This window comes from Bradyrhizobium tropiciagri (genome assembly GCF_018130505.1).
Taxonomy (GTDB): domain Bacteria; phylum Pseudomonadota; class Alphaproteobacteria; order Rhizobiales; family Xanthobacteraceae; genus Bradyrhizobium; species Bradyrhizobium tropiciagri_B.
Window position 1 is genome coordinate 1 of the sequence record NZ_JAFCKH010000011.1, and the last position, 24,071, is coordinate 24,071.

The 24,071-nt window shown below is 65.2% G+C and carries 22 protein-coding genes and 1 tRNA gene; 16 read left to right on the forward strand and 7 right to left on the reverse strand.

Annotated elements, in window-relative coordinates:
* Nucleotides 1-415 precede the first annotated feature (415 nt).
* Complete coding sequence (locus JQ633_RS26030) at nucleotides 416-949, reverse strand: Dps family protein (protein WP_211987964.1); 534 nt, start codon at nucleotides 947-949, stop codon at nucleotides 416-418.
* Nucleotides 950-1,074: 125 nt separating this feature from the next.
* On the opposite strand from JQ633_RS26030, the gene JQ633_RS26035 reads away from it, so the two are divergent.
* The 5 genes from JQ633_RS26035 (at nucleotide 1,075) to JQ633_RS26055 (ending at nucleotide 7,080) form a co-directional block, all read left to right on the forward strand.
* The gene (locus JQ633_RS26035) at nucleotides 1,075-1,770 is read left to right on the forward strand and encodes a class I SAM-dependent methyltransferase (protein WP_211987965.1); all 696 of its coding nucleotides are present in this window, start codon (nucleotides 1,075-1,077) and stop codon (nucleotides 1,768-1,770) included.
* Nucleotides 1,771-1,841: 71 nt separating this feature from the next.
* Nucleotides 1,842-1,917 (forward strand) — tRNA-OTHER (locus JQ633_RS26040).
* 269 nt (nucleotides 1,918-2,186) lie between these two features.
* Complete coding sequence (carB, locus tag JQ633_RS26045; RefSeq protein ID WP_211987966.1) at nucleotides 2,187-5,651, forward strand: carbamoyl-phosphate synthase large subunit; 3,465 nt, start codon at nucleotides 2,187-2,189, stop codon at nucleotides 5,649-5,651.
* Between the two features lie 200 nt (nucleotides 5,652-5,851).
* Entirely contained in the window at nucleotides 5,852-6,325 is a 474-nt protein-coding gene (gene greA, locus JQ633_RS26050; RefSeq protein WP_100555215.1) for a transcription elongation factor GreA, read from the forward strand.
* A 353-nt stretch (nucleotides 6,326-6,678) separates the two neighbouring features.
* Nucleotides 6,679-7,080, forward strand: a complete 402-nt coding sequence (locus JQ633_RS26055; protein ID WP_211987967.1) for a DoxX family protein — start codon at nucleotides 6,679-6,681, stop codon at nucleotides 7,078-7,080.
* Between the two features lie 63 nt (nucleotides 7,081-7,143).
* On the opposite strand, the gene JQ633_RS26060 is transcribed toward JQ633_RS26055, so the two are convergent.
* Complete coding sequence (locus tag JQ633_RS26060) at nucleotides 7,144-7,623, reverse strand: Lrp/AsnC family transcriptional regulator (RefSeq protein ID WP_211987968.1); 480 nt, start codon at nucleotides 7,621-7,623, stop codon at nucleotides 7,144-7,146.
* Nucleotides 7,624-7,905: 282 nt separating this feature from the next.
* Between JQ633_RS26060 and trxB the strand changes: the two genes are divergently transcribed.
* From trxB to JQ633_RS26075, 3 genes are all read left to right on the forward strand, one after another.
* Nucleotides 7,906-8,871: a thioredoxin-disulfide reductase gene (gene trxB / locus JQ633_RS26065; RefSeq protein WP_211987969.1), complete on the forward strand. Its 966-nt coding sequence runs from the start codon at nucleotides 7,906-7,908 to the stop codon at nucleotides 8,869-8,871.
* Nucleotides 8,872-8,873: 2 nt separating this feature from the next.
* The gene (locus JQ633_RS26070; protein WP_172626690.1) at nucleotides 8,874-9,794 is read left to right on the forward strand and encodes a LysR family transcriptional regulator; all 921 of its coding nucleotides are present in this window, start codon (nucleotides 8,874-8,876) and stop codon (nucleotides 9,792-9,794) included.
* Between the two features lie 571 nt (nucleotides 9,795-10,365).
* Nucleotides 10,366-11,280: a 4-hydroxy-tetrahydrodipicolinate synthase family protein gene (locus tag JQ633_RS26075; protein ID WP_211987970.1), complete on the forward strand. Its 915-nt coding sequence runs from the start codon at nucleotides 10,366-10,368 to the stop codon at nucleotides 11,278-11,280.
* Nucleotides 11,281-11,324: 44 nt separating this feature from the next.
* On the opposite strand, the gene JQ633_RS26080 is transcribed toward JQ633_RS26075, so the two are convergent.
* On the reverse strand, nucleotides 11,325-13,712 hold the full coding sequence (locus JQ633_RS26080; RefSeq protein ID WP_211987971.1) for a heavy metal translocating P-type ATPase: 2,388 nt from the start codon (nucleotides 13,710-13,712) through the stop codon (nucleotides 11,325-11,327).
* A 66-nt stretch (nucleotides 13,713-13,778) separates the two neighbouring features.
* On the opposite strand from JQ633_RS26080, the gene JQ633_RS26085 reads away from it, so the two are divergent.
* On the forward strand, nucleotides 13,779-14,054 hold the full coding sequence (locus tag JQ633_RS26085) for a metal-sensitive transcriptional regulator (RefSeq protein ID WP_139480984.1): 276 nt from the start codon (nucleotides 13,779-13,781) through the stop codon (nucleotides 14,052-14,054).
* Between the two features lie 286 nt (nucleotides 14,055-14,340).
* Here JQ633_RS26085 and ychF read toward each other — a convergent pair whose 3' ends face one another.
* The 4 genes from ychF to JQ633_RS26105 all read right to left on the reverse strand — a co-directional run bounded on the left by ychF (nucleotide 14,341) and on the right by JQ633_RS26105 (nucleotide 17,385).
* A complete protein-coding gene (ychF, locus tag JQ633_RS26090) occupies nucleotides 14,341-15,438 on the reverse strand; it encodes a redox-regulated ATPase YchF (protein WP_211987972.1) in 1,098 nt (365 codons plus the stop codon).
* 36 nt (nucleotides 15,439-15,474) lie between these two features.
* Nucleotides 15,475-16,080 (reverse strand): aminoacyl-tRNA hydrolase, encoded by a 606-nt coding sequence (gene pth, locus JQ633_RS26095; protein ID WP_211987973.1) that lies wholly within the window; start codon nucleotides 16,078-16,080, stop codon nucleotides 15,475-15,477.
* 55 nt (nucleotides 16,081-16,135) lie between these two features.
* Nucleotides 16,136-16,855 carry a 50S ribosomal protein L25/general stress protein Ctc gene (locus tag JQ633_RS26100; RefSeq protein ID WP_211987974.1) on the reverse strand — a complete coding sequence of 240 codons (720 nt, stop codon included), beginning with the start codon at nucleotides 16,853-16,855 and terminating at the stop codon, nucleotides 16,136-16,138.
* Between the two features lie 272 nt (nucleotides 16,856-17,127).
* Nucleotides 17,128-17,385, reverse strand: a complete 258-nt coding sequence (locus JQ633_RS26105) for an accessory factor UbiK family protein (RefSeq protein WP_211987975.1) — start codon at nucleotides 17,383-17,385, stop codon at nucleotides 17,128-17,130.
* A gap of 176 nt (nucleotides 17,386-17,561) precedes the next feature.
* Between JQ633_RS26105 and JQ633_RS26110 the strand changes: the two genes are divergently transcribed.
* The 7 genes from JQ633_RS26110 to JQ633_RS26140 all read left to right on the forward strand — a co-directional run bounded on the left by JQ633_RS26110 (nucleotide 17,562) and on the right by JQ633_RS26140 (nucleotide 24,007).
* Entirely contained in the window at nucleotides 17,562-18,296 is a 735-nt protein-coding gene (locus JQ633_RS26110) for a dienelactone hydrolase family protein (protein WP_211987976.1), read from the forward strand.
* Nucleotides 18,297-18,339: 43 nt separating this feature from the next.
* Nucleotides 18,340-19,194: a prolipoprotein diacylglyceryl transferase gene (lgt, locus tag JQ633_RS26115; protein WP_211987977.1), complete on the forward strand. Its 855-nt coding sequence runs from the start codon at nucleotides 18,340-18,342 to the stop codon at nucleotides 19,192-19,194.
* A gap of 68 nt (nucleotides 19,195-19,262) precedes the next feature.
* Nucleotides 19,263-20,318 (forward strand): class I SAM-dependent methyltransferase, encoded by a 1,056-nt coding sequence (locus JQ633_RS26120; protein WP_211988228.1) that lies wholly within the window; start codon nucleotides 19,263-19,265, stop codon nucleotides 20,316-20,318.
* A gap of 3 nt (nucleotides 20,319-20,321) precedes the next feature.
* Nucleotides 20,322-21,089, forward strand: coding sequence for a peptidoglycan editing factor PgeF (gene pgeF, locus JQ633_RS26125; protein ID WP_211987978.1), 768 nt, complete (start codon nucleotides 20,322-20,324; stop codon nucleotides 21,087-21,089).
* A 71-nt stretch (nucleotides 21,090-21,160) separates the two neighbouring features.
* On the forward strand, nucleotides 21,161-22,093 hold the full coding sequence (locus tag JQ633_RS26130) for a MerR family transcriptional regulator (RefSeq protein ID WP_211987979.1): 933 nt from the start codon (nucleotides 21,161-21,163) through the stop codon (nucleotides 22,091-22,093).
* Between the two features lie 183 nt (nucleotides 22,094-22,276).
* Complete coding sequence (locus tag JQ633_RS26135) at nucleotides 22,277-22,873, forward strand: hypothetical protein (protein ID WP_211987980.1); 597 nt, start codon at nucleotides 22,277-22,279, stop codon at nucleotides 22,871-22,873.
* Nucleotides 22,874-23,053: 180 nt separating this feature from the next.
* Nucleotides 23,054-24,007 (forward strand): ribose-phosphate pyrophosphokinase, encoded by a 954-nt coding sequence (locus JQ633_RS26140; protein ID WP_211987981.1) that lies wholly within the window; start codon nucleotides 23,054-23,056, stop codon nucleotides 24,005-24,007.
* The last annotated feature ends 64 nt before the right edge of the window (nucleotides 24,008-24,071 follow it).

The window sequence follows — 24,071 nt, forward strand, 5'->3', positions numbered from 1 at the left end:
GTCCCCCTTGTTCCGGGGCACCGAAAACACGACACTTCACGAGCTACAAACAGGCGACAGATCACGAGCTACTGACAGGCGATCCGACGCGGCTTGACACGTCGGGCAACTCAGCGATACACTTCCAATATTCCGAAATCATACGCTGGGTGAGCTGAGGCCACAGACGTAGGGTGGGCAAAGCGACTTGTCCGCCGTAGCTCGAAGAGCGAAGGCGGAAGCGTGCCCACCATCGCGAGCACGACGAAAATGGTGGGCACGTCGCTGCGCTCCTTTGCCCACCCTACGAAACTGGGCCACGGCCTCGCTTAAGCTCGTAGGATGGGTGGAGCGGAGCGATACCCATCAAATTGTATCCACGCCGGGACATGATGGGTATCGCTTCGCTCCACCCATCCTACGAGACCTTCCCCACCTACGCCGCGTTGCTGCCTTCCTGGCGGCTGGCTTCGAACAGGAACCAGGTGCGGCGCTCGGTCTCGTCGATGAAGGTTTCGAGCAAGCCGGCGGTGCCGGAATCCTCGTGATCGTCGGCGACCTTGTGCGCCTTGCGCATCGCGGCGGCCATGTGCTTGTTGTCTTCCATCAGTTCGCGCAACATCTCGCGCGGGGGGACATAGTTCTCGTTATTGTCCTTGATGGTCTGATGCTTGGCGATATCGCCGATCGATTTCAGCGTGACCCCGCCGAGCTTGCGCACGCGCTCCGCGAGCTGGTCGGTGGTGGCGAAGATCGCGTCCGACTGCTCGTCCAGCAGCAGATGGTAATCGTGGAAATGCCGGCCGCTGACGTGCCAGTGGAAATTCTTGGTCTTCAGGTAGAGCGCAAACGCATCGGCCAGAAGCGTGTTGAGCGAGGCCGAGATCGTGTCCACCGCGGCCTGCGGCAGGTCGCTCGGCGTATCGAGATCGGGGGAAATCTTGCTGGATTTGTCGTTGGCTTTGCTCACGGTGAACCTTCCTGTTAGGAACCGGACTATCGGCGCATTGAATGCTGGCTGCCGGTCCGCTAACGCATCACCCACACACCGGTTCCTGCGGCCGGGAACCCCTGCTCTACCGGACACCGAACGCGATGGATGACTGGATCGACTATTACGATTCCACGCATACGATCTATGCCAGCAAGCTGCACCGCGACCTGCATTTTGAGCTCATCGCGCGCGACATCATCGGCTACATCAAGGCGCCCGACAGCGTGGTGCTGGACTATGCCTGCGGCGAGGCGCTGTCGGCGACGAAGGTCGCGGACGCCTGCGCCGTGCTCTATCTCGCCGAGCCGGCGCCCGGCGTGCGCGGCCGGCTCGCCGCGCGCTTTGCGCCCAACGGCAAGATCCGCGTGCGCTCGCTCGACGACCTCAAGACCATCGACGCAGGCTCGATCGACCTCGTCGTGATGAATTCGGTCGCGCAATACATGACGGCGCAGGAGCTCGATGGCGCATTCGCCGTCGTCCACCGCCTGCTGAAGCCGTCGGGCCGCCTCGTGGTCGGCGACATCCTGCGGCCCGAGGTCGGCATGGTCAGGGACGTGGTGGCGCTGCTGCGCTTCGCCGCGACCCATGGCTTCCTGCGCGACGCGCTGATCGGGCTGGTCAGCACCGCACTCTCCGATTACCGGCAGCTGCGTACCAAGATCGGGCTGCAGCGCTACGGCGAGGCCGAGATGATCGCCAAGCTCGGCGCGGCCGGCTTCAGCGTGACGCGCGCGCCCCGCAACATCGGCCACAATCCGTGGCGAATGACCTTCGTGGCGAATCCCCAAGCATAGGTTGCAGCAAGTGTTAACTCTGTCGGGAAGGAATCATGGCCGCCCCTGAAATATTCGGCAATGATCCGTCCGGCCCGGTGGCGGAAGCGTCGACGCGGCAGTGGTGCAACACTGTTTATCCTGGTTCAAATCCAGGCCGGGCCTCCAGCCTTCGCTGGTTTCGGATCGGCAGATCATCCGGGTCTTCAGTGGCCCTCCCCCTCGAAATCTGACGGCTCCCCGGGGCGGGTATTTTCCCCCAAGAATCAGGGTGGATTCGGCCTTTTTGGGGGTTTCGCGGGTGCGGAAACTGGTCTAAAGACCACCCGCGCGCGAGGGATCGCGCTTCCGGCGCTACCCCATGTAGCGCAGGGCCTCGAGGGACGCGCGGGACGCGCGCCCTTTTTTTGTGCCCAAATTCCAGTCCGCGAGAGCTGATGCCCAAAAGAACCGACATCTCCACCATCCTGATCATCGGCGCCGGTCCCATCGTGATCGGCCAGGCCTGCGAATTCGACTATTCCGGCACGCAGGCGGTGAAGGCTCTGAAGGAGGAGGGGTACCGGGTCGTCCTGGTCAATTCCAATCCGGCCACGATCATGACCGACCCGGAGCTGGCTGACGCGACCTATATCGAGCCGATCACGCCCGAAATCGTCGGCAAGATCATCGAAAAGGAGCGCAACGTCATCCCGGGCGGCTTTGCGCTGCTGCCGACCATGGGCGGCCAGACCGCGCTGAACTGCGCGCTGTCGCTGCGCCGTGAAGGCACCCTCGACAAGTTCGACGTCGAGATGATCGGCGCGACCGCCGACGCCATCGACAAGGCCGAAGACCGCCAGCTGTTCCGCGAGGCGATGACCAAGATTGGGCTGGAGACGCCGAAATCGCGCCTTGCCAACGCCTCCGCGCTGAAGAAATCGTTTCGCGACAAACATCACGCCGAGCGGGAAAAATTGTCCGGCGCCGCGCTTGAAGAGCATGAGCGGCAATGGACGCTCGGCGAGAACGACCGCCGCAAGCGCTATCAGGAACATGCGTTGGGTGAAGCGCTGATGGCGCTGTCGGAGATCGGACTGCCGGCGATCATCCGGCCCTCCTTCACCATGGGCGGCACCGGCGGCGGCATCGCCTACAACAGGGAAGAGTTTCTCGACATCATCGAGCGCGGGCTGGATGCCTCGCCGACCAACGAGGTGCTGATCGAGGAAAGCGTGCTCGGCTGGAAAGAGTACGAGATGGAGGTGGTGCGCGACAAGAAAGACAATTGCATCATCATCTGCTCGATCGAGAACCTCGATCCGATGGGCGTGCATACCGGCGACTCCATCACCATCGCCCCGGCCCTGACGCTGACCGACAAGGAATACCAGATCATGCGCGACGCCTCGCTGGCGGTGCTGCGCGAGATCGGGGTCGAGACCGGCGGCTCCAACGTCCAGTTCGGCGTCAATCCGGACGACGGCCGCATGGTCGTGATCGAAATGAACCCGCGTGTGTCGCGCTCCTCGGCGCTGGCCTCGAAAGCCACCGGCTTCCCGATTGCCAAGGTCGCGGCCAAGCTCGCAGTCGGCTACACCCTCGACGAAATCGCCAACGACATCACCGGCGGCGCCACCCCGGCCTCGTTCGAGCCGACCATCGACTACGTCGTCACCAAAATTCCGCGCTTTGCGTTCGAGAAATTCCCCGGCGCCTCCTCGACGCTGACCACATCGATGAAGTCGGTCGGCGAAGTGATGGCGATCGGCCGGACCTTCCAGGAGAGCCTGCAAAAGGCGCTGCGCGGGCTCGAGACCGGCCTCACCGGCCTCGACGAAATCGAGATCGAGGGGCTCGGCCGCGGCGACGACAAGAACGCAATCCGCGCCGCACTGGGCACGCCGACGCCGAACCGCATCCTGCAGGTCGCGCAGGCGATGCGGCTCGGCTGGACCAACGAAGAGATCTTCAATTCCTGCAAGATCGATCCCTGGTTCCTCGCCGAGCTGCGCGGCATCGTCGACATGGAAGACAAGATCCGCAACAGCGGCCTGCCCGAGAACGCGTTCGCGATGCGGATGCTGAAGGCGATGGGCTTCTCCGACGCACGGCTCGCCGTGCTCACGCAGACCACAGAGCAGGACATCACCGCGAAGCGCCATGCGCTCGACGTGCGCCCGGTGTTCAAGCGCATCGACACCTGCGCCGCGGAGTTCGCTTCGCCCACCGCCTACATGTATTCGACCTATGAGCGGCCGTTCGCCGGCAAGCTCGCCGACGAGAGCGATCCGTCCGACCGCAAGAAGGTGATCATCCTCGGCGGCGGACCGAACCGCATCGGCCAGGGCATCGAGTTCGACTATTGCTGTTGCCATGCCTGCTTCGCGCTCGCCGACGCCGGCTATGAGACCATCATGGTCAACTGCAATCCGGAGACCGTGTCGACCGACTACGACACCGCCGATCGCCTCTATTTCGAGCCGCTCACCGCCGAGGACGTGCTCGAGATCATTGCGACCGAGCGCAAGAACGGCACGCTGCACGGCGTGATCGTGCAATTCGGCGGCCAGACCCCGCTGAAGCTCGCGCGCGCGCTGGAGGCCGCCGAGGTGCCGATCCTCGGCACCTCGCCCGACGCGATCGACCTCGCCGAGGACCGCGACCGCTTCAAGCGCGTGCTCGACAAGCTTCGCCTCAAGCAGCCGAAGAACGGCATCGCCTATTCGGTCGAGCAGGCACGCCTGGTGTCCGCCGATCTCGGCCTGCCGCTGGTGGTGCGCCCGTCCTACGTGCTCGGCGGCCGCGCGATGCAGATCATCCGCGAGGAGAACCAGCTCAACGATTACCTGCTCGGCACCCTGCCCGAGCTGGTACCCGCCGACGTCAAGGCGCGCTATCCGAACGACAAGACCGGCCAGATCAACACCGTGCTCGGCAAGAACCCGCTGCTGTTCGACCGCTATCTATCGGATGCGACCGAGGTCGACGTCGACTGCCTCTCGGATGGCAAGGACACCTTCGTCGTCGGCATCATGGAGCACATCGAGGAAGCCGGCATCCATTCCGGCGACTCCGCCTGCTCGCTGCCGCCGCACTCGCTCGACGCCAGGATGATCGAGGAGCTGGAGCGGCAGACCCACGAGCTGGCACTCGGCCTCGACGTGGTCGGCCTGATGAACGTGCAATACGCCATCAAGGACGGCGAGATCTACGTGCTCGAAGTCAACCCGCGCGCCTCGCGCACGGTGCCGTTCGTCGCCAAGGTGGTCGGCACGCCGGTCGCCAAGATCGCGGCGCGGATCATGGCCGGCGAGAAGCTCGCCGACTTCAAGCTGAAGAAGAAACAGCTCGGCCATGTCGGCGTCAAGGAATCGGTCTTCCCGTTCGCCCGCTTCCCCGGCGTCGACACCGTGCTCGGGCCGGAGATGCGCTCGACCGGCGAGGTGATGGGCCTCGACCGCTCGTTCGAGGTCGCGTTCGCCAAGAGCCAGCTCGGCGGCGGCACGCGGGTGCCGCGCCGTGGCACCGTGTTCGTCTCGGTGCGCGGCGACGACAAGATGCGCATCGCGGATGCGGTGCGGCTGCTGCACTCGCTCGGCTTCAAGGTAATGGCGACCTCGGGCACCCAGCGCTATCTCAGCGACAACGGCGTGCCGACCGAGAAGGTAAACAAAGTCCTCGAGGGACGGCCGCATATCGTCGACGCCATCACCAATGGCGACGTCCAGCTGGTCTTCAATACCACCGAGGGTCCGCAGGCGCTGGCCGACAGCCGTTCGCTGCGGCGCGCTGCCCTCTTGCATAAAGTGCCGTATTACACCACTCTTTCGGGCGCGGTGGCGGCCGCACGGGGCATCCGGGCCTATCGGGACGGGGACCTTGAGGTCCGCACGCTTCAGAGTTACTTTTCCGAGAGCTGACCGCTGCCCGGGCTAGAAGGTCCGAATCGGTCGGCAATTAGCCGAACGGCTGGAACTCACCGCGCGATTAGATGTTGTCACGGCCCTTAGCGGGGCCGAATATCACTGGGTTTCCGGGCACGTTAGCGCCCTGATTCCTGCGTCAGCTGAACTGGATATTCGTGCACGCCGCGGGACGCGCACGACGAAGGACGAAGATGATGGATAAGGTTCCGATGACTGCGGGTGGATACGCCGCGCTGACGGACGAGTTGAAGCGTCGCCAATCGGAGGATCGTCCGCGCATCATCGAACATATCGCGGAGGCGCGTTCGCACGGCGACCTGTCGGAGAACGCCGAGTATCACGCCGCCAAGGAAGAGCAGTCGCATAATGAGGGCCGCATCGCCGAGCTCGAGGACAAGCTCGCGCGCGCCGACATCATCGACATCTCCAAGCTCTCCGGCGACACCATCAAGTTCGGCGCCACCGTGACGCTGGTCGACGAGGACACCGAGAAGAAGGCGGTGTGGCAGCTCGTCGGCGAGGTCGAGGCCGACGCCAAGAAGGGCCGCATCTCGATCACCTCGCCGCTGGCGCGCGCGCTGATCGGCAAGAAGAAAGGCGCGACCGTCGAGGTGATGGCGCCGGGTGGCGCCAAGGCCTACGAGATCACCAAGGTCGAGTGGCGCTAGTTACTCTCGAGTGACTGATGCAGGAAAGCCGCGTTCACCACGCGGCTTTTTTTGTGCGCGCTTTTGACCCCGCCTCTGACGTCAATGTGAATGGAGAGGCACGGCGGCCCATACTAGTGAGGCCGTGACACGATTATCCGAAATAATCATGTCGGGGGACCGGGATCAGCACACGACGATTGCGCCGCAGCACGCGACCTCTGGTTTACGCGCGTCAGCGTCTCGCTTGCCGCAGCTTCGATCGGCGCGGAATGATTCCAGGGTGCACGGTGTTGACATCACACTCCGGTGGCAGACACCGTGTATTTCCGATTCATGCAACGTTCCAGCGTGTCTACAGGGGGTAAATGACAATGGACCAGACGTTCTCGAAATTTCAGCCGGTGGTGCTGAGCCTGTTCCGCTTCATCACGGGGCTGCTGCTGTTTCAGTATGGCATCGCCAAGATCTTCAAGTTTCCGGCGCTGCCGTACTTCGCAAATATCCCGCCGCTGATCACGGCCGCGGGCGGGCTCGAACTGATCCTCGGTGCGCTCTTGATGATCGGCCTGTTCTCGCGGCTGGTCGCGTTCATCCTGTCGGGCGAGATGGCCTTCGCCTATTTCCTCGGCCACATGTTCAAGAAACCCGACGAGCCGGTGTTCCTGCCGCTGCTCAACGGCGGCACCGCGGCGATCCTGTTCTGCTTCGCCTGCCTCTATCTGGCGACCTCGGGCCCGGGCCCGATCAGCGTCGATGAGATGCGGAAGAAGTGACGACGTAGTCGTCATTCCGGGGCGCGAATGAAATGAGCGAACCCGGAATGACTCGCCGGCACCCTAACCCGCCGCCTTCAGGTCCAGCGGCACCGCAGCCTCATATTTCGAATTGTGCAGCACCAGCGAAGTCCGCACGTTGCGCACGTGGGGTGCGGCGGTCAGGTGGGTGACGAAATCCTGGAACGTCGCCATGTCGGGCGCGACGCATTTGAGGATGAAATCGACCTCGCCCGACAGCATCCAGCATTCCCGTACCAGCGGCTCGGCGCGCACGAAATTCTCGAACGCGCGCAGGTCCGCATCGGCCTGGCTCGACAGATGCACCGCGGCGAACACCGTGACGTCGAAGCCGAGGCGGCGCGGGTCGAGCAGCCCACGGTAGCCCTGGATGTAGCCCTCCTCCTCGAGCGCCCTGACCCGGCGCAGGCAGGGCGGCGGCGAGATGCCGACCCGTTTGGCCAGTTCCACGTTGGTGATTCGGCCGTCGGCCTGGATTTCGGCGAGGATTTTGAGGTCGATCTCGTCAAGGTTCTTCGACACGCGACTACGGTTCCCTGGAACTTGAATAGCTGGAAAGGCTTGCCGGCAACTCTCATAGCCCAAGCGACCGCCGCTGCGCAATTTTATTGCGCGAAGATTGGCCGATTTCGCGAATTTGACTTCAGTTCCGGGGAAAAATCGCCGCCATGGATTGCAGTTCTTGCATGGCTCCCCAGATATCCTAGACTTGGATTTGACACTTTTGGCGCCGCCGCGACGCGTTTCCGGGGCGCCCCCCGCACAAGTCCTCATCAAAGTCCCCAAAACAGAGGGATCGACAAAATGCCTGCGCCTGTCCATGCCAAGGTCGTCATTATCGGGTCCGGCCCCGCCGGTTACACCGCAGCGATCTACGCGGCGCGCGCGATGCTCGAGCCGGTGCTGATCCAGGGCATCCAGGCGGGCGGGCAACTGACCATCACCACCGACGTCGAGAACTACCCGGGCTTCGCCGACGTGATCCAGGGCCCCTGGCTGATGGAGCAGATGGAGAAGCAGGCGGCCCACGTCGGCACCAAGATCGTCACCGATCTCGTCAACAAGCTCGAGCTCGGCCAGCGGCCGTTCCGCCTGACCTGCGACAGCGGCGACGTCTATCTCGCCGAGACGGTGATCCTCGCGACCGGCGCCCAGGCGCGCTGGCTCGGCTTGCCCTCGGAAGAGAAATTCCAGGGCGGCGGCGTATCGGCCTGCGCCACCTGCGACGGCTTCTTCTATCGCGGCAAGGAGGTCGTGGTGGTCGGCGGCGGCAACACCGCGGTCGAGGAGGCGCTGTACCTCACCAACCACGCTACGCAGGTTACCATCGTGCATCGCCGCGACCACTTCCGCGCCGAGCGCATCCTGCAGGAGCGGCTGTTCAAGCATCCCAAGATCAAGGTGGTCTGGGACGCCGTCGTCGACGAGATCTGCGGCACGGAGAACCCGAACAAGGTCACCCATGTGCGGCTGAAGAACGTCAAGAGCGGCGCGCTGACGGACCTGAAGACCGACGGCGTCTTCGTCGCGATCGGCCATGCGCCGGCGACGGAACTGGTCAAGGGCCAGATCAAACTGAAACCATCAGGCTATGTCGAGGTGGCGCCGAACTCCACGGCGACCTCGGTGCCCGGCCTGTTCGCCGCCGGCGACGTGGCGGACGAGACCTATCGGCAGGCGGTGACCGCCGCCGGCCTCGGCTGCATGGCGGCGCTCGAGGCGGAACGCTTCCTGGCTCTACGCGCGAGCGATCGCGCAGCGGCGGAATAACCATGGCACGATCTCGCGACGGATTTACGGATATGGATTGGGACAAGCTGAAGGTCTTCCACGCAGCGGCGGAGGCGGGCAGCTTCACGCATGCCGGCGAACAGCTTGGGCTTTCGCAATCGGCGGTCTCCCGCCAGGTCAGCGCGCTGGAGCAGGAGCTCTCGGTGTCGCTGTTCCACCGCCACGCCCGCGGCCTGATCCTCACCGAACAGGGCGACCTCTTGTTCCGCACCGCGCATGACGTCTTCATGCAGTTGCAGGCGGCGCGCGCAAAGCTCACCGACAGCCGCGAGCGGCCGTCAGGCGATCTCAAGATCACGACGCCGCCGGCGCTCGGCATCAACTGGCTGATCCCGCGGCTCGACGAATTCACCGCGCTCTATCCAGACATCCGGATCTCGCTGATCGTCACCGACGAGGACCTCGACCTCTCGATGCGCGAGGCCGACGTTGCGATCCGCACCCGCAAGCCGACGCAGCCCGACCTGATCCAGCGCAAGCTGTTCTCGATCGGCTTCCACGCCTATTGCTCGCCGGAATACATCAAGCGCTTCGGCACGCCGCGCACGCTCGACGATCTCGACTCACATCGCATCATCATGCTCGGCGACGCGCAGGTGCCGCCGCATCTGCAGAACCGCAGCTGGCTGATCGACGCCGGCCGCAACGGCTCCGGACCGCGCGAGCCCTACTTCAAGGTCAACAACATCCTTGGTTTGGTGCGGGCCTGCCAGCAGGGCCTCGGCATTGCGGCGCTGCCGGATTACCTCGTCGAACAGAACAACCTCGTGCAGCTGTTCGGCGAGTCCGACTCGATCGCGCTCGACACCTACTTCGTCTATCCCGAGGAGTTGAAGACGGTCGCGCGCGTGCAGGTGTTCCGCGACTTCGTCGTCAGCAAGGCGCAGCGCTGGCCGTCCTGATTAAGCGGCCCTTATACGACTTCGTTATACGCAGCCAGCGTCGCTCTCGGGCGTCCGCTGGACGTCCTTTGGATGTAGATACCCCCAAAGACTCCGCATGTCTGACATGCGGCTCGGACGGTTGCTGCATGGCGCCAATGGGGATCATAGTGCTTGCACGCTGAGCGTTCGCGTCGCGCATATGTCCCCCTCCTCCAGTGGCGCGGAAGTTCAGTAATCCCTCTTGGAAGGTGATTGTGTCGGCCTCACGTGGCCAATACCTTAAGCCGGGCTCTCTTGAGCCCGGCTTTTTTTCTTTGCGATGTGTGACGTCACCACGCATCGCTGCGCGATTTCGCGGCTCGCGGTGCGGTCAGCACGCGGATTGACAACAACCTCGCGGCGCAGCATCATTGCTGCATGATCACGACTTCGTGCGCAGCTCTGGTCTCGAAAAAAGCTCCCCTCCCGGGGACACGAGATCGCGCGCGATAAGATCACACTCGCCTTCAGCCGATCCCGAAACCCCGCCGCCTGGACGGGGTTTTTTGTTGGTCCCGTCTCCGGCTCTGCCTTCCCAAGGAGATGGAACATGACCGATCTACAATCCCGATTGCACGGCCTCTGGCTGCCGCTGATCACACCGTTTCGTGATGGCGCACTCGACGTCACATCGCTCCGCCGCATCGTGCGGCACTACGCCGGTGAGCCGATCGATGGCCTGATCCTCGGCGCAACCTCCGGTGAAGGCATGTCGCTGACGACGGCCGAGCTGGAGGGGCTGGTGAGCGTGGTGCTCGCCGAGCTTGCTGCCAGCTCCTGCCATCTGCCGATCTGCCTCGGGCTGTCCGGCGCCAGCACGGCAAGGATGAAGGAGACGCTGGACGACACCGCCGACTGGCCGATCGACGGCTATCTGATCGCGAGCCCCTACTACATCCGGCCGTCGCAGCGCGGCCTCGTGCAGCACTTCAATGCGCTGGCCGATCACGCCGCCTGGCCGATCGTGCTCTACAACATCCCGTATCGCACGGCGGTGAACCTGACCAACGAGACGCTGCTGGCGCTCGCCGCGCATCCGAACATCGTCGGCATGAAGGATTGCAGTGCCGACCGCGCGCAGTCGATCGACTTCCTCAACCGGCGGCCGGCCGGCTTCCGCGTGCTGACCGGCGAAGACGCGCAGACCTTCGATGCGCTCTCCGACGGCGCCGACGGCGCGATCCTGCTGTCCGCACATCTCGAAACAAAGACCTTCGCCGCGATCCGGACGCTGCTACGGCAAGGCAATCGCGATGCGGCGCTGGCCGCCTGGCAGAGCGTTGCGGGCCTGACGCGATTGCTGTTCGCCGAACCGAGCCCGGCGCCGGCCAAGCACTGGCTGTGGCGCCAGGGGTTGATCGACAGCCGCGAGGTGCGGCTGCCGATGGTCGAGGTCAGCGAGGATCTCGCGAGCTGGCTCGACGCCGAGATCGAGCGGCGCGCGCAGGTGCTGCAGCCGGCGTGATGCTCTTCTCCCTCTCCCCGCTCTTGCGGGGAGAGGGAGAGCCTTCAATCCAGCTGCACGCGCGAGAGCCGCAGCGCGTTGCCGATGACGCTGACCGAGGACAGCGCCATCGCGGCGGCGCCGAGCATCGGCGAGAGCAGGATGCCGAACAGCGGATAGAGCACGCCGGCCGCGATCGGAACGCCGGCGGCGTTGTAGACGAAGGCGAACGCCAGGTTCTGGCGGATGTTGCGCATGGTCGCGACCGACAGTTTTCGTGCCCGGACGAGGCCGGTCAGATCGCCGGTGAGCAGCGTGATGCCGGCGCTCTCGATCGCAACATCAGTGCCGCCGCCCATCGCGATGCCGACATCGGCCGCGGCCAGCGCCGGCGCATCGTTGACGCCGTCGCCGGCCATCGCGACGACACGGCCTTCGCCGCGCAGCCGCTGCACCACCGCGCTCTTGCGCTCCGGCAGCACGCCGGCCTCGACCTCCTCGATGCCGAGCGTGCGCGCCACCGCGCGCGCCGTGGTCTCATTGTCGCCGGTCAGCATCACGATGCGCAGGCCTTCTCCGCGCAACGCCTGCAGCGCGTTTGCAGCCGAGGGCTTGACCGGATCGGCGATCGCGATCACGCCGGCGATGCGGCCATCGACCGCGACGAAGATCGCAGTCGCGCCGTCCCGGCGCGCCGCCTCGGCGGCCTCGTCCAGCGCCGATGTCGCGATCTTCAGCTCGCCCATCAGCAGCGCGTTGCCGAGCGCCACCTGACGGCCCTCGACCGTGCCGGTCGCACCCTTGCCGGACGGCGAGGCGAAGCCGCTGACCGCGGCGAGAGCGAGCGCACGTTCCTTCGCGGTCGCGAGGATCGCCTGCGCCAGCGGATGCTCGCTGCCCTGCTCGACGCTGGCGGCGAGGCGCAGCACGCCGTCCTCGTCAAAACCTTCGGCGGTCATGATACGGGTGAGCTTCGGCTTGCCTTCCGTGAGCGTGCCGGTCTTGTCGATCACCAGCGTGTCGATCGCCTCCATCCGCTCCAGCGCCTCCGCGTCGCGGATCAGGATGCCGGAATGCGCGCCGCGGCCGACGCCGACCATGATCGACATCGGCGTCGCCAGCCCGAGCGCGCAGGGGCAGGCGATGATCAGCACCGTGACGGCCGCAACCAGCGCGAAGGTCAGGCGCGGCTCGGGGCCGAACGTGGTCCAGGCGATGAACGCAAGCACGGCGGCGGCGATCACCGCCGGCACGAACCAGCCGGCGACGCGATCGGCGAGCCGCTGGATCGGCGCGCGTGAGCGCTGCGCCTTCGCCACCATGTCGACGATGCGCGACAGCATGGTGTCGCGCCCGATCTTGTCGGCGCGCATCACGAGGCCGCCGCTCCGGTTCACGGTGCCGCCGATCACGCTCGCGCCTTCGGCCTTGCTGACCGGCATCGATTCACCCGTCACCATGGACTCGTCGATCACAGCGTTGCCCTCGAGGACAACGCCGTCGACCGGGACCTTCTCGCCGGGGCGCACGCGCAGCCGGTCGCCGAGCTTGATCGCGTCGATGTCGACGTCCTCGTCGCCGTGATCGGTGATGCGGCGCGCAGTCTTCGGCGCAAGGCCGAGCAGCGCGCGGATCGCGCCCGAGGTCTGCGCGCGGGCCCGCAGCTCCAGCACCTGACCGAGCAGCACCAGCACCGTGATCACGGCCGCCGCCTCGAAATACACCGCGACCGCGCCATGCATGTCGCGGAAGGCCGGCGGGAACAGGTTCGGCGCCAGCGTTGCGATCACGCTGTAGACATAGGCGACGCCGGTGCCCATCGCGATCAGCGTGAACATGTTCAGGTTGCGCGTGACCAGCGACTGCCAGCCGCGCACGAAGAACGGTGCACCGGCCCACAGCACCACCGGCGTCGCCAGCACGAACGAGATCCAGTTCGACCAGCTCTGCGGCACCAGATGCATCAGCCCGAGATGGCTGCCCATCTCGAGCACGAACACCGGCAGCGTGAGCGCAAGCGCGATCCAGAACCGGCGCGTCATGTCGATCAATTCGGGATCCGGCCCGTCGTCGAGCGAGACCTGCTCCGGCTCCAGCGCCATGCCGCAGATCGGGCAGCTGCCGGGGCCGACCTGGCGCACCTCGGGATGCATCGGGCAGGTGTAGATCGTGCCGGCAGGCGCCGGCGGCTCCGGCTCGCGGGGTTTCAGAAACTTTTCCGGCTCGGCCTCGAAGCGCTCGCGGCAGCGGCCGCTGCAGAACAGATACTCTTCGCCCTTGTAGGTGAAGCGATGCTTGGCGGTCGCCGGATTGACCTTCATGCCGCAGACCGGATCGATCGCCAACGCCTCCGCCGGTTCGCTGCCATGCTTGCCACCGCAACAGGAATGCGCGGCCGCGCCGTGATCATGGTTGTGATGGGCGTGCGAATGGTCGTGTTCGGCGTGTGCCACGAGACGTCTTCCCGGCCGGGACCCCGGCCTCTTGATTAGTATACCCTATGGGGGTATATGACGCCTATGCGCGAAGAGATCAAGGCATCCTGCTTAAAACGCCTCAAACGGATCGAGGGCCAGATCCGCGGCCTCGCCGGCATGGTCGAGGACGACCGCTACTGCATCGACGTGGTGACGCAGATCGCCGCGGCGCGCGCAGCGCTGCGCCGCGTCGAGGAGGAAGTGCTGCGCGACCACGTCGCGCATTGCGTGGAACATGCGATCTCGTCCGGTGACAAGGCCGACCAGCGGCGCAAGATCACCGAGCTGATGGATGTGATCGGGCGGGCGGATCGCTAGGCCCGCAAATTCGGTGTCGTCCTTGCGAAAGCAGGGACCCATAACCACCAATGTGAGTTGTGGAGGCGCGCGCTGGGGCTCCAGCCTTCGCCAAACTCGGCCCTGTGGTTATGGGTCCCGGGTCGCGCTTCGCTTGCCCGGGACGACGTGGGGAGAGATGGCCTCGTAACTCCCGCATAGGAGTCACGTAGCCCGGATGGAGCGTAGCGCAATCCGGGGAAGGCTCACCGCGGCGGGACTTTCCCGGATTTCGCTTCGCTCCATCCGGGCTACGAAGATTCCCCGATCAGGTGTTGAACCGGAAATGCATCACGTCGCCGTCGGCGACGACGTAGTCCTTGCCTTCGAGCCGCAGCTTGCCGGCGTCGCGCGCGCCGGCTTCGCCGTTGCCGGCGATGTAGTCGTCATAGGCGATGGTCTCGGCGCGGATGAAACCCTTCTCGAAATCGGTATGGATCACGCCGGCCGCCGCCGGAGCCTTGGTGCCGCGGTCGATGGTCCAGGCGCGCGCTTCCTTCGGGCCGACGGTGAAATAGGTGATGAGGTCGAGGAGCTGGTACCCGGCGCGGATCAGGCGGTCGAGCCCGGCCTCTTCCAGACCCAGCGTCTCCAGGAAGTCGACGCGCTCCTCGCGCGACAACGTCGCGATCTCGGATTCGATCTTGGCCGAAATGACGACCGCGACCGCGCCCTCTTGCTTCGCGCGTTCGAACACCGCCTTCGAGAAATTGTTGCCGTCCTTGGCCGAGCCTTCCTCGACGTTGCAGACGTAGAGCACGGGCTTCGAGCTCAAGAGGCCGAGCATGCGGAACGCGCGCTCCTCCTCCGGCTTGCGCTCCAGCATGCGAGCCGGCTTGCCGTCGCGCAGCAGCACCAGGGCGCGGTTGACCAGCTCGAGCTGTTCCTTGGCGTCCTTGTCGTTGCCCTTGGCCTTCTTGGTGAGGTTGTCGACGCGCTTCTCGAGGCTGTCGAGATCGGACAGCATCAGCTCGGTTTCGATGGTCTCGATGTCGGCGATCGGCGCGATCTTGCCCTCGACATGGGTGATGTCGGAATCCTCGAAGCAGCGCACCACGTGGGCAATCGCATCGGTCTCGCGGATGTTGGCGAGGAACTGGTTGCCGAGCCCTTCGCCCTGCGAGGCGCCGCGCACGAGGCCCGCGATGTCGACGAAGGTCAGCCGGGTCGGGATGATCTGCGCGGATTTGGCGATCGCCGACAGCTTCTCCAGCCGCGGATCGGGCACCGCCACCTCGCCGACATTCGGCTCGATGGTGCAGAACGGATAGTTCGCCGCCTGGGCGGCTGCCGTCTCGGTCAGCGCATTGAACAGCGTGGACTTGCCGACGTTAGGCAGCCCGACGATCCCGCATTTGAATCCCATTGTCCGTCCCGAGTTCCGTTGGAGACGCGCAGCGCATCACGGCGTGCCGTTCTCATCCTTGTCGAAAAATCCCTTGGCCTGCATCGTCAGATGCACCTTGTTGGCGAACGATGCGTCGTGCCCCACAGCAAGCAGGCCGGCATTGTCGGCGAGGGCCTGGCACAAGGCCTCCACCCACGCCCGGTCGCTCTTGGCGAAGTCCGACAGCACGTGGCTGTGCACCAGCTCCTTGACGCCGGGATGACCGATCCCGAGCCGCACGCGGCGATATTCATTGCCGATATGCGCCGAGATCGAGCGCAGCCCGTTATGGCCGGCGATGCCGCCGCCGATCTTGACGCGCACCTTGGCGGGCGGCAGTTCGAGTTCGTCCTGGAACACGGTGACGTCAGCCGGCGCGAGCTTGAAGAAGTTCGCCGCCTCCTGCACCGCGCGCCCGGACTCATTCATGTAGGTGGTCGGCTTCAGCAGCACGACCTTGGCATGGTCGAGCACGCCTTCGGAGGTCTCGCCCTGAAAGCGACGGCGCCATGGTGCGAAACCATGACGCCGCTGAATCTCGTCGACCGCCAGAAAGCCGATATTGTGCCGGTTGCTGGCGTATTTGGCGCCGGGATTACCGAGACCGACAAAGAGGCGCATGGCGCGGCATCCCGTGCCGGCGCGCCATCAGATGATCGCGCGCCGACCTGACCCGTTACTTCTTCTTGTCGCCACCGCCGGCAGGCGCCTTGGCACCCGCGGCCGGCGCAGCAGCGCCCGCAGCCGGAGCCGCCGCAGCGGCCGGAGCCGCGGCACCCGCAGCCGGAGCAGCGCCAGCAGCAGCCGCAGCGGCCTTCTGCTCTTCGGCGTAGCCGGACGGCGGCACGATGGTGACCAGCGTCGCGTCCTCGCGGGTCAGCGACTTCACGCCGGCCGGCAGCTTGACGTCGGACAGATGCAGCGAGTGGCTGATCTCGAGGCTGCCGACATCGGCTTCGATGTATTGCGGGATGTTGTCGACCGAGCACTCGAGGTCGAGCGCGTGGGTGACGATGTTGACGGTGCCGCCGCGCTTGATGCCGGGCGCAGCTTCAGCACCGACGACGTGCAGCGGAACGCTGACGCGGATGGTGGCGCCTTCGCCGAGCCGCATGAAGTCGACGTGAAGCGGGAAATCCTTCACCGGATCGAGGTGGAAGTCGCGCGGAATCACGCGGTGCTTCTTGCCCTCGAGCTCGATGTCATAAATCGTGGTCAGGAACCGGCCGGCGAGAATGCGCTGGCGCAGTTCGCGGTCGTCGACCGAGATGGTCACCGGGGGCTGGTTGTTGCCGTAGATCACTCCGGGAACTCTCCCGGCGCGACGCTCTGCCCGGGCGGCCCCCTTGCCGCTCTGCGGACGCGCGGTCGCCTTCAATTCCTTGACGGTCGCCATAGCGTTAAGTCCTTGTATTTGAAAAGTTAAAGGCCGCAACGCGGCCCATGCTCAAGTCCACAGCAAGCCTCCAGGGGTGCGGGGGCCGCGGACGTGGCGGGCTTTTAGCCTCAAAGGGGCGAAATGACAAGGAAATGAAGGAAATTTTCTTGCTTTGCCCCAAGCGCCTGCGCGTAGCCCGGATGGAGCGCAGCGCAATCCGGGGCCGCTGTAACCGCGGACGGTCCTGCCCCGGATTTCGCTTCGCTCCATCCGGGCTACGGGAGCCCTCGTTAACCCGTGGTTCCGAGCTTGGCTTCCAGCGCGGCGATCCTCGCCTTCAGCGCCTCGTTCTCCTCGCGCGCCAGGCGGGCCATGTCCTTGACCGCGTCGAACTCCTCGCGCTTGACCACGTCGAGGTCGCGCAGGATGCGTTCGGCCTGGTTGCGCATGACCTGATCGACCTCGCGCTTGACGCCCTGGGCGGCGCCGGCGGCGTCGTTCATCAGACGGCCGATCTCGTCGAAAAACCGGTTGTTGGTCTGGGTCATCTCACAAGCTCTCCGCGTTCACTGGCCTCGCGGCAAGACAATGGCGATCTGCACCGATTGGTTCAAGTGCGATGCGAATGGCAGGCCCTCCGCCGCTCGCCTTGTCATGCTCCGGTTTCCTTGCAATCGTATTGAACCCACAACAGAAATCGCACAGCAACGCGAGCAGGAACGCCATGATAGAGCACACCGTCGAAATCGAGACCAAGGACGGCAAGACCACCACCTTCATCACCCATCCCGAACGCGGAGGCCCATTTCCCGTCGTCATCTTCTACATGGACGCGCCGGCGATCCGCGAGGAGCTGCGCGACATGGCGCGGCGGCTCGGCACCTCCGGCTACTATGTGATGCTGCCCAACATGTACTACCGCGCCGGCGTGATGGAGCTCGGCCCGATCAATCCCGATCCGGAATCGCCGGAACGCAAGAAGATGTTCGCGCTGATGAACTCGCTCAGCATCCCGCTGGTGATGGAGGACACCAAGGGCCTGCTCGCCTATGCCGAGACGCAGAAGGCCGCCAACACCAAGATCATCGGCACCGTCGGCTACTGCATGAGCGGCCGCTACGCGGTGAACGCGGCGACGCATTTCCCGGATCGCGTCAAGGCGGCCGCTTCCGTCTACGGCACCCATCTGGCGACCGACCAGGCCGACAGCCCGCACCTTGCCGCGCAAAAGACCAAAGCCGAACTCTATTTCGCCTGCGCCGAGACCGATATCTACGCACCGCAGGAGATCATCGAGAAGGTCAAGGACGGCATGAAGGGATCGAGCAACGAGGTCGAGGTCTATCCCGGCACGCATCACGGCTTTGCCTTCCCCAAGCGCCCGGTCTATGACCGCGACGCCGCCGAACGCCACTGGGAACGGCTGCTCGCGCTCTATCGCCGCAACCTCGCAAGCTGAGCCCAAGACCTGAAAGCCAAGACCTGAAAGCCCAATACGCACGATGCCGTTCCTGCTGATCGACTTTCCGGTGTTCAACCCCGTCGCGGTCTCGCTCGGGCCGATCGTGATCCGCTGGTATGCGCTGGCCTACATCGTCGGCATCGTGCTGGGCTGGGTCTATGCCCGCTCGCTGATCAAGAAGGAACGGCTGTGGGGCGGCGAGGTCCCGATCACGCTGCCCCAGCTCGACGACTTCATCCTCTGGGTCACCATCGGCATCATCGTCGGCGGCCGCACCGGCTATGTGCTGTTCTACAATCTGCCGTTCTTCATGGCGCATCCGGCGGAGATCTTCGAACTGTGGAAGGGCGGCATGTCGTTCCACGGCGGCTTCCTCGGCTGCGTCGCCGCCGTGATGCTGTTCGCCCGCCGCAACGGCATCTCGATCCTTTCGCTCGGCGACATCACCACCGCGGTGGCGCCGATCGGGCTCTTGCTCGGCCGTATCGCCAACTTCATCAACAGCGAATTGTGGGGCCGCCCGGCAGACCCGAGCCTGCCGTGGGCCATGATCTTCCCCAATGGCGGACCGCTGCCGCGCCATCCGAGCCAGCTCTACGAGGCCGGGCTCGAAGGCATCGTGCTGTTTCTGGTGCTGGCCGTCATGATCCGGATGGGCGCGCTGAAGCGGCCCGGCCTGATCCTCGGCAGCTTCATCGCGTTCTACGGCATTGCCCGGATCATCGGTGAGCACTTCCGGGAGCCGGACCCGCAGCTCGGATTCCTGTGGGGCGGACTAACCATGGGGATGCTGCTGTCGGTGCCAATGCTTATTGTGGGCGCTATCATCATCGTGGCCTCGGTCCGACGCGGGGCAAGGGAGCCGGCATCCGGCTCCGTTCCGAGCTCAACCTAAGGAAGTCCGTGAACGAACCCTCCCCGCTGCTGGACGAGATCAGGAAGCTGATCAAGCTGTCCGGGCCGATGCCGGTCTGGCGCTACATGGAATTGTGCCTGGTGCATCCGCAGTACGGCTACTACGTGTCGCGCGATCCGCTCGGCCGCGAGGGCGATTTCACCACCTCGCCGGAAGTCAGCCAGATGTTCGGCGAACTGCTCGGGCTGTGGAGCGCCTCGATCTGGCGCGCAATCGGCTCGCCGGCGACGCTGCATCTGATCGAGCTCGGGCCGGGCCGCGGCACCATGATGGCCGACGCGCTGCGCGCGCTCCGAGTGCTGCCGCCGCTCTACCAGTCGCTGAGCGTCCATCTCGTCGAGGTCAATCCGGTGCTGCGGGAGAAGCAGTACGAAGCGCTGGCGGGCTTCGGCGACGTCGCCTGGTACGACAGCATCGACGAGGTGCCGGAAGGGCCGGCGGTGATCCTCGCCAACGAATATTTCGACGTGCTGCCGATCCATCAGATGGTCCGGCGCGAGACCGGCTGGCACGAACGCAACGTCGGCATGGATGCCAACGGCAATCTGTATTTCGCTCCCGCGCCCGAGCCGACGCCGGGCTTCGAAGTGCTGCTGCCGCCGCTGGTGCGCGCCGCGCCGGTCGGCGCGGTGTTCGAATGGCGCCCCGACACCGAGATCATGAAGCTCGCCACGCGGGTGCGCGACCAGGACGGTGCCGCGCTGATCATCGATTACGGCCATCTGCGCAGCGACGCCGGCGACACCTTCCAGGCGATCGCGCGCCACAGCTTCGCCGATCCCTTGAAGAATCCGGGCGAGGCCGACGTCACCGCGCATGTCGATTTCCAGGCGCTGGCGCGCGCCGCCGAGGATGTCGGCGCCAACGTCCACGGGCCGGTGACACAGGGCGATTTCCTGAAGCGGCTCGGCGTCGAAGCGCGCGCCGCCGGCCTGATGGCCAAGGCCTCACCGGAGGTTTCCGCCGACATCGCCGGCGCGCTGAAGCGCCTGACCGATTCCGGCCGCGGCGGCATGGGCTCGATGTTCAAGGCGATGGCCGTCTCCGATTCCCGCATCACCTCGATCGCCGGCCTGAGCGATGAGCCTGACGAGGCCGAATAGATCATGATGTTTGGATCAGCGCTGCTGTCGGCCGTACCTGGCTTGCGCCATGCATTCTTCTCCTCCGAGGGCGGCGTCTCCGAGGGCGTCTATGCCAGCCTCAATGGCGGCCTCGGCTCGCGCGACGATCCGGCGAAAGTCACCGAGAACCGGCAGCGGATGGCGGAGCAGCTCGGCGTGCCGCTGGCTCATCTGATCAGCGTCCACCAGGTTCATTCGCCTGACGTCGCCGTCGTCGCCGAGCCGTGGAACGGCACCCCGCGTCCCAAGGCGGATGCGCTGGTGACGCGCACCGAGGGCCTTGCGATCTCGGTAAGCACGGCCGATTGCGGCCCGATCCTGTTCGTCGATCCCAAGGCGCGGGTGATCGGCGCGGCGCATGCCGGCTGGAAGGGCGCGCTGACCGGCGTGCTGGAATCGACCGTCGCGGCGATGGAAAAGCTCGGCGCCGATCGCAGCGGCATCGTCGCCGCGATCGGGCCCCTGATCCGCAAGGAATCCTACGAGGTCGGCAACGAGTTCGTCGAACGCTTCATCGAGGCCGATGCCGAGTACGGGATGTTCTTCATGCCCGGCGAACGCGACGGCCACGCGATGTTCGATCTCGCCGGCTTCATCCGGATGCGGCTGGAGAACGCCGGCGTGCTGATGATCGACGATCTCGGCATCGACACCTATTCCGACGAGCGTTGTTTCAGCTACCGCCGCTCCGTGCACCGCAAGGAAGCCGATTACGGCCGGCTGGTTCACGCGATTGCGCTGGAAGGCTGAGGCGAGTCTTCGCCAGGATTGTGCGATAACGCGCTTGACTCTCCACCCAGTGGAGGCGGGACAAGCGGCGCATGACACAACGCACCTACAGCATCGGCGAGGCGGCGCGGCTCAGCGGGGTTTCGGTCCGCAACATCCGCTTCTACTCGGATCAGGGCTTGCTGCCGCCGGCAGGACGCACCGCGAGCGGCTATCGCGTCTTCACCGACGCGGACCTGGTCCGCCTCGACCTGATCCGCTGCCTGCGCGATGCGGGGGTCGGTCTCGAAATCATCCGTGAGGTCCTGTCCCGGGAGCTCTCGCTGACCGAGGCGCTGACACTCCGCCTCGAGACGCTGGAAGCTGAGATCGCGGCACAGCGCCGCGTCGCCTCGGCCCTGCGGGCTGCGTTGCGTTCATCGCAACTCACCGAAGCAGACTTGAGGAGATACCTGACCATGACGCAGCTGTCCCGCAGCGAACGCCGCGATGTCGTCGAGCGCTTTTTCGAGAAGGTGTCCGACGGCATCAACATCGATCGGAAATGGGTCCGCCAGATGATCGAGACGACGGTGCCCGAATTGCCCGACGATCCGACGCCCGAGCAGTGCGATGCCTGGATCGAATTGTCGGCGATCCTGGGCGATCCCTCCTTCATCGCCAACATGCGTGCCAATGCCAGCGACACCTGGGATCGCGACAGCTTCGACATGCAGGCCTATCAGGCTGCCAGCAACGCCATGGTGCAACAGGCAAAGCGGGCGATCGACGACGGACTCGCGCCAACATCAGATGCCGGCAATTTGATCGCGCGCGAGTGGCTGGAAACCTCGGCCCGGCTGATGGGCCGGCAGCCTGATCTCGATTTCCGCAACTGGCTGCGCGCCAAATACGCCCAGCACGACGACCGCGCCGCGCGTTATTGGGAGCTGGTCGCGATCATGCGGGGGCAGCGTTCTGACGCCAGCCCGAACCGGGAATGGGCCTGGATCGTCGATGCCATGCGCCATCATCTGGCTGACTGAACAGGAAAATCCGCTTCCTCGAGCCGGGTTCTGGTCGATCAAGAACCCGGCTCTATGGCCTTGTTTCGGCGTGTATTCCCGGCGCGATCTGGACACAATTATCGCTCGAGATCTTATGCGTCCGGCGCCGTGTGCCCTCCCTGCCCTAGACGTTAAGCGGTTTTAACGATATCGCAGGACGCAATGAGGGAAGCGTCAAACGGCCGGTTTCAGACTGGGACGATCGTGCGTTGCGCGATCGCCGGCACATGGCTTGCGGTTGCCGCGACGCTCGGCGGCTGCGCGGCCGGCGGCAGTGCTACCGATTCCTACGCGATGGCCACCCCGGCGGCGAGCGGCGCGACAGTGGCGTTCGAATCGATCGACGGTCCGCCGCCTCAAGTGTTCGACCGCATGGTCGGCGTGCTCGACAGCGAGTCGAAGCTGCGCAGCCTGTCGATCGTGTCGCGCGAAGGCACCGCGGCCTATCGCATCCGCAGCTATCTGTCGGCGCAGGTGGTGCGCGGCCGCACCGTGATCGCCTGGGTGTGGGACGTCTACGACAGCAATCAGCAGCGCGCGCTCCGCCTCTCCGGCGAGGAGCCCGGCGGCAAGGCCGGCCGCGACGCCTGGGCCGCCGCCGACGATCTCGTGCTGCGCAAGATCGCCCAGGCCGGCCTCAGCGGCCTCTCCGGCATGATCAACGGCGGCCCGGCCCCCGAGCTCCGCGGCCCAGCGGTGGCGGACGCCCCGGCGCCCGCCTCGACCGAGACCGTCGCGCTCGGATATTCCGCTAACTAAAACCCCGGCATTTCCCGGAGGCGGGGCATTTTTGCCCAAGAAAACGCTGGGCAGGCCGGGCTAATGGGTTGCCAGCCGAGCCGGCATCCTGATATTCCCTCGCGCACCGAAAACCCGCCGGTTCTGTAAGGACTTGAGATGCTGCACGTCGTATCCAGCAAGGCGCGGGGGGAAGCATCGATGTCGGCAAAGAACGGATCAATCAAGCTCGTCGCCGGCAACTCCAATCCTGCGCTGGCGCAGGACATCGCCAAGGGACTCGGCATCGAACTGACCAAGGCCGTGGTCCGGCGCTTCGCCGACATGGAGATCTTCGTCGAGATCCAGGAGAACGTCCGCGGCTCGGACATGTTCATCCTGCAGTCGACGTCGTTTCCGGCGAACGACAATCTGATGGAACTGTTGATCATCACCGACGCGCTGCGCCGCTCCTCAGCGCGCCGCATCACGGCGGTGATCCCCTATTTCGGCTACGCCCGGCAGGACCGCCGCTCTGGCTCGCGCACGCCGATCTCGGCCAAGCTCGTCGCCAATCTGATCGCCCATGCCGGCGTCGACCGCGTCATGACGCTCGACCTGCACGCCGGCCAGATCCAGGGCTTCTTCGACATCCCGACCGACAATTTGTTCGCGGCGCCGCTGATGGTGCGCGATATCAGGGAAAAGTTCGACCTCGCCAAGGTGATGGTGGTGTCGCCCGACGTCGGCGGCGTGGCGCGCGCGCGCGGGCTCGCCAAGCGCATCAACACCCCGCTCGCGATCGTTGACAAGCGCCGTGAGCGCCCCGGCGAGTCCGAGGTGATGAACGTGATCGGCGACGTCTCGGGCTACAACTGCATCCTGGTCGACGACATCGTCGACTCCGGCGGCACGCTGGTGAACGCGGCCGAGGCGCTGATCAAGCATGGCGCCAAGGAAGTCTCGGCCTACATCACCCACGGCGTGCTGTCCGGCGGCGCTGCCGCGCGGATCGCCTCGTCGCGGCTGAAGGAGCTCGTGATCACCGACTCGATCCTGCCGACCGAGGCCGTCAGCAAGGCGCCGAACATCCGCACCCTCTCGATCGCCGGCCTGATCGCCGAAGCGATCGGCCGTACCGCGGCGGAAGAGTCGGTGTCGAGTTTGTTCGATTGAACGCAACTGCGTAGGGTGGGCAAAGGCGCGCTTGCGCCGTGCCCACCTTCAAATGCACTGCTCG

Excerpts from the sequence above, each read along its gene's own strand:
- JQ633_RS26070 (WP_172626690.1), top strand. The coding sequence starts at position 8,874 with ATGGCACGATCTCGCGACGGATTTACGGATATGGATTGGGACAAGCTG.
- pgeF (WP_211987978.1), top strand. The coding sequence starts at position 20,322 with ATGATGTTTGGATCAGCGCTGCTGTCGGCCGTACCTGGCTTGCGCCAT.
- JQ633_RS26085 (WP_139480984.1), top strand. The coding sequence starts at position 13,779 with ATGCGCGAAGAGATCAAGGCATCCTGCTTAAAACGCCTCAAACGGATC.
- JQ633_RS26105 (WP_211987975.1), bottom strand. The coding sequence starts at position 17,385 with ATGACCCAGACCAACAACCGGTTTTTCGACGAGATCGGCCGTCTGATG.
- JQ633_RS26140 (WP_211987981.1), top strand. The coding sequence starts at position 23,054 with ATGTCGGCAAAGAACGGATCAATCAAGCTCGTCGCCGGCAACTCCAAT.
- JQ633_RS26035 (WP_211987965.1), top strand. The coding sequence starts at position 1,075 with ATGGATGACTGGATCGACTATTACGATTCCACGCATACGATCTATGCC.
- ychF (WP_211987972.1), bottom strand. The coding sequence starts at position 15,438 with ATGGGATTCAAATGCGGGATCGTCGGGCTGCCTAACGTCGGCAAGTCC.
- JQ633_RS26120 (WP_211988228.1), top strand. The coding sequence starts at position 19,263 with ATGCCGGTCTGGCGCTACATGGAATTGTGCCTGGTGCATCCGCAGTAC.
- lgt (WP_211987977.1), top strand. The coding sequence starts at position 18,340 with ATGCCGTTCCTGCTGATCGACTTTCCGGTGTTCAACCCCGTCGCGGTC.
- JQ633_RS26075 (WP_211987970.1), top strand. The coding sequence starts at position 10,366 with ATGACCGATCTACAATCCCGATTGCACGGCCTCTGGCTGCCGCTGATC.
- pth (WP_211987973.1), bottom strand. The coding sequence starts at position 16,080 with ATGCGCCTCTTTGTCGGTCTCGGTAATCCCGGCGCCAAATACGCCAGC.
- JQ633_RS26130 (WP_211987979.1), top strand. The coding sequence starts at position 21,161 with ATGACACAACGCACCTACAGCATCGGCGAGGCGGCGCGGCTCAGCGGG.
- JQ633_RS26135 (WP_211987980.1), top strand. The coding sequence starts at position 22,277 with ATGAGGGAAGCGTCAAACGGCCGGTTTCAGACTGGGACGATCGTGCGT.
- JQ633_RS26110 (WP_211987976.1), top strand. The coding sequence starts at position 17,562 with ATGATAGAGCACACCGTCGAAATCGAGACCAAGGACGGCAAGACCACC.
- carB (WP_211987966.1), top strand. The coding sequence starts at position 2,187 with ATGCCCAAAAGAACCGACATCTCCACCATCCTGATCATCGGCGCCGGT.
- JQ633_RS26100 (WP_211987974.1), bottom strand. The coding sequence starts at position 16,855 with ATGGCGACCGTCAAGGAATTGAAGGCGACCGCGCGTCCGCAGAGCGGC.
- greA (WP_100555215.1), top strand. The coding sequence starts at position 5,852 with ATGGATAAGGTTCCGATGACTGCGGGTGGATACGCCGCGCTGACGGAC.
- trxB (WP_211987969.1), top strand. The coding sequence starts at position 7,906 with ATGCCTGCGCCTGTCCATGCCAAGGTCGTCATTATCGGGTCCGGCCCC.
- JQ633_RS26055 (WP_211987967.1), top strand. The coding sequence starts at position 6,679 with ATGGACCAGACGTTCTCGAAATTTCAGCCGGTGGTGCTGAGCCTGTTC.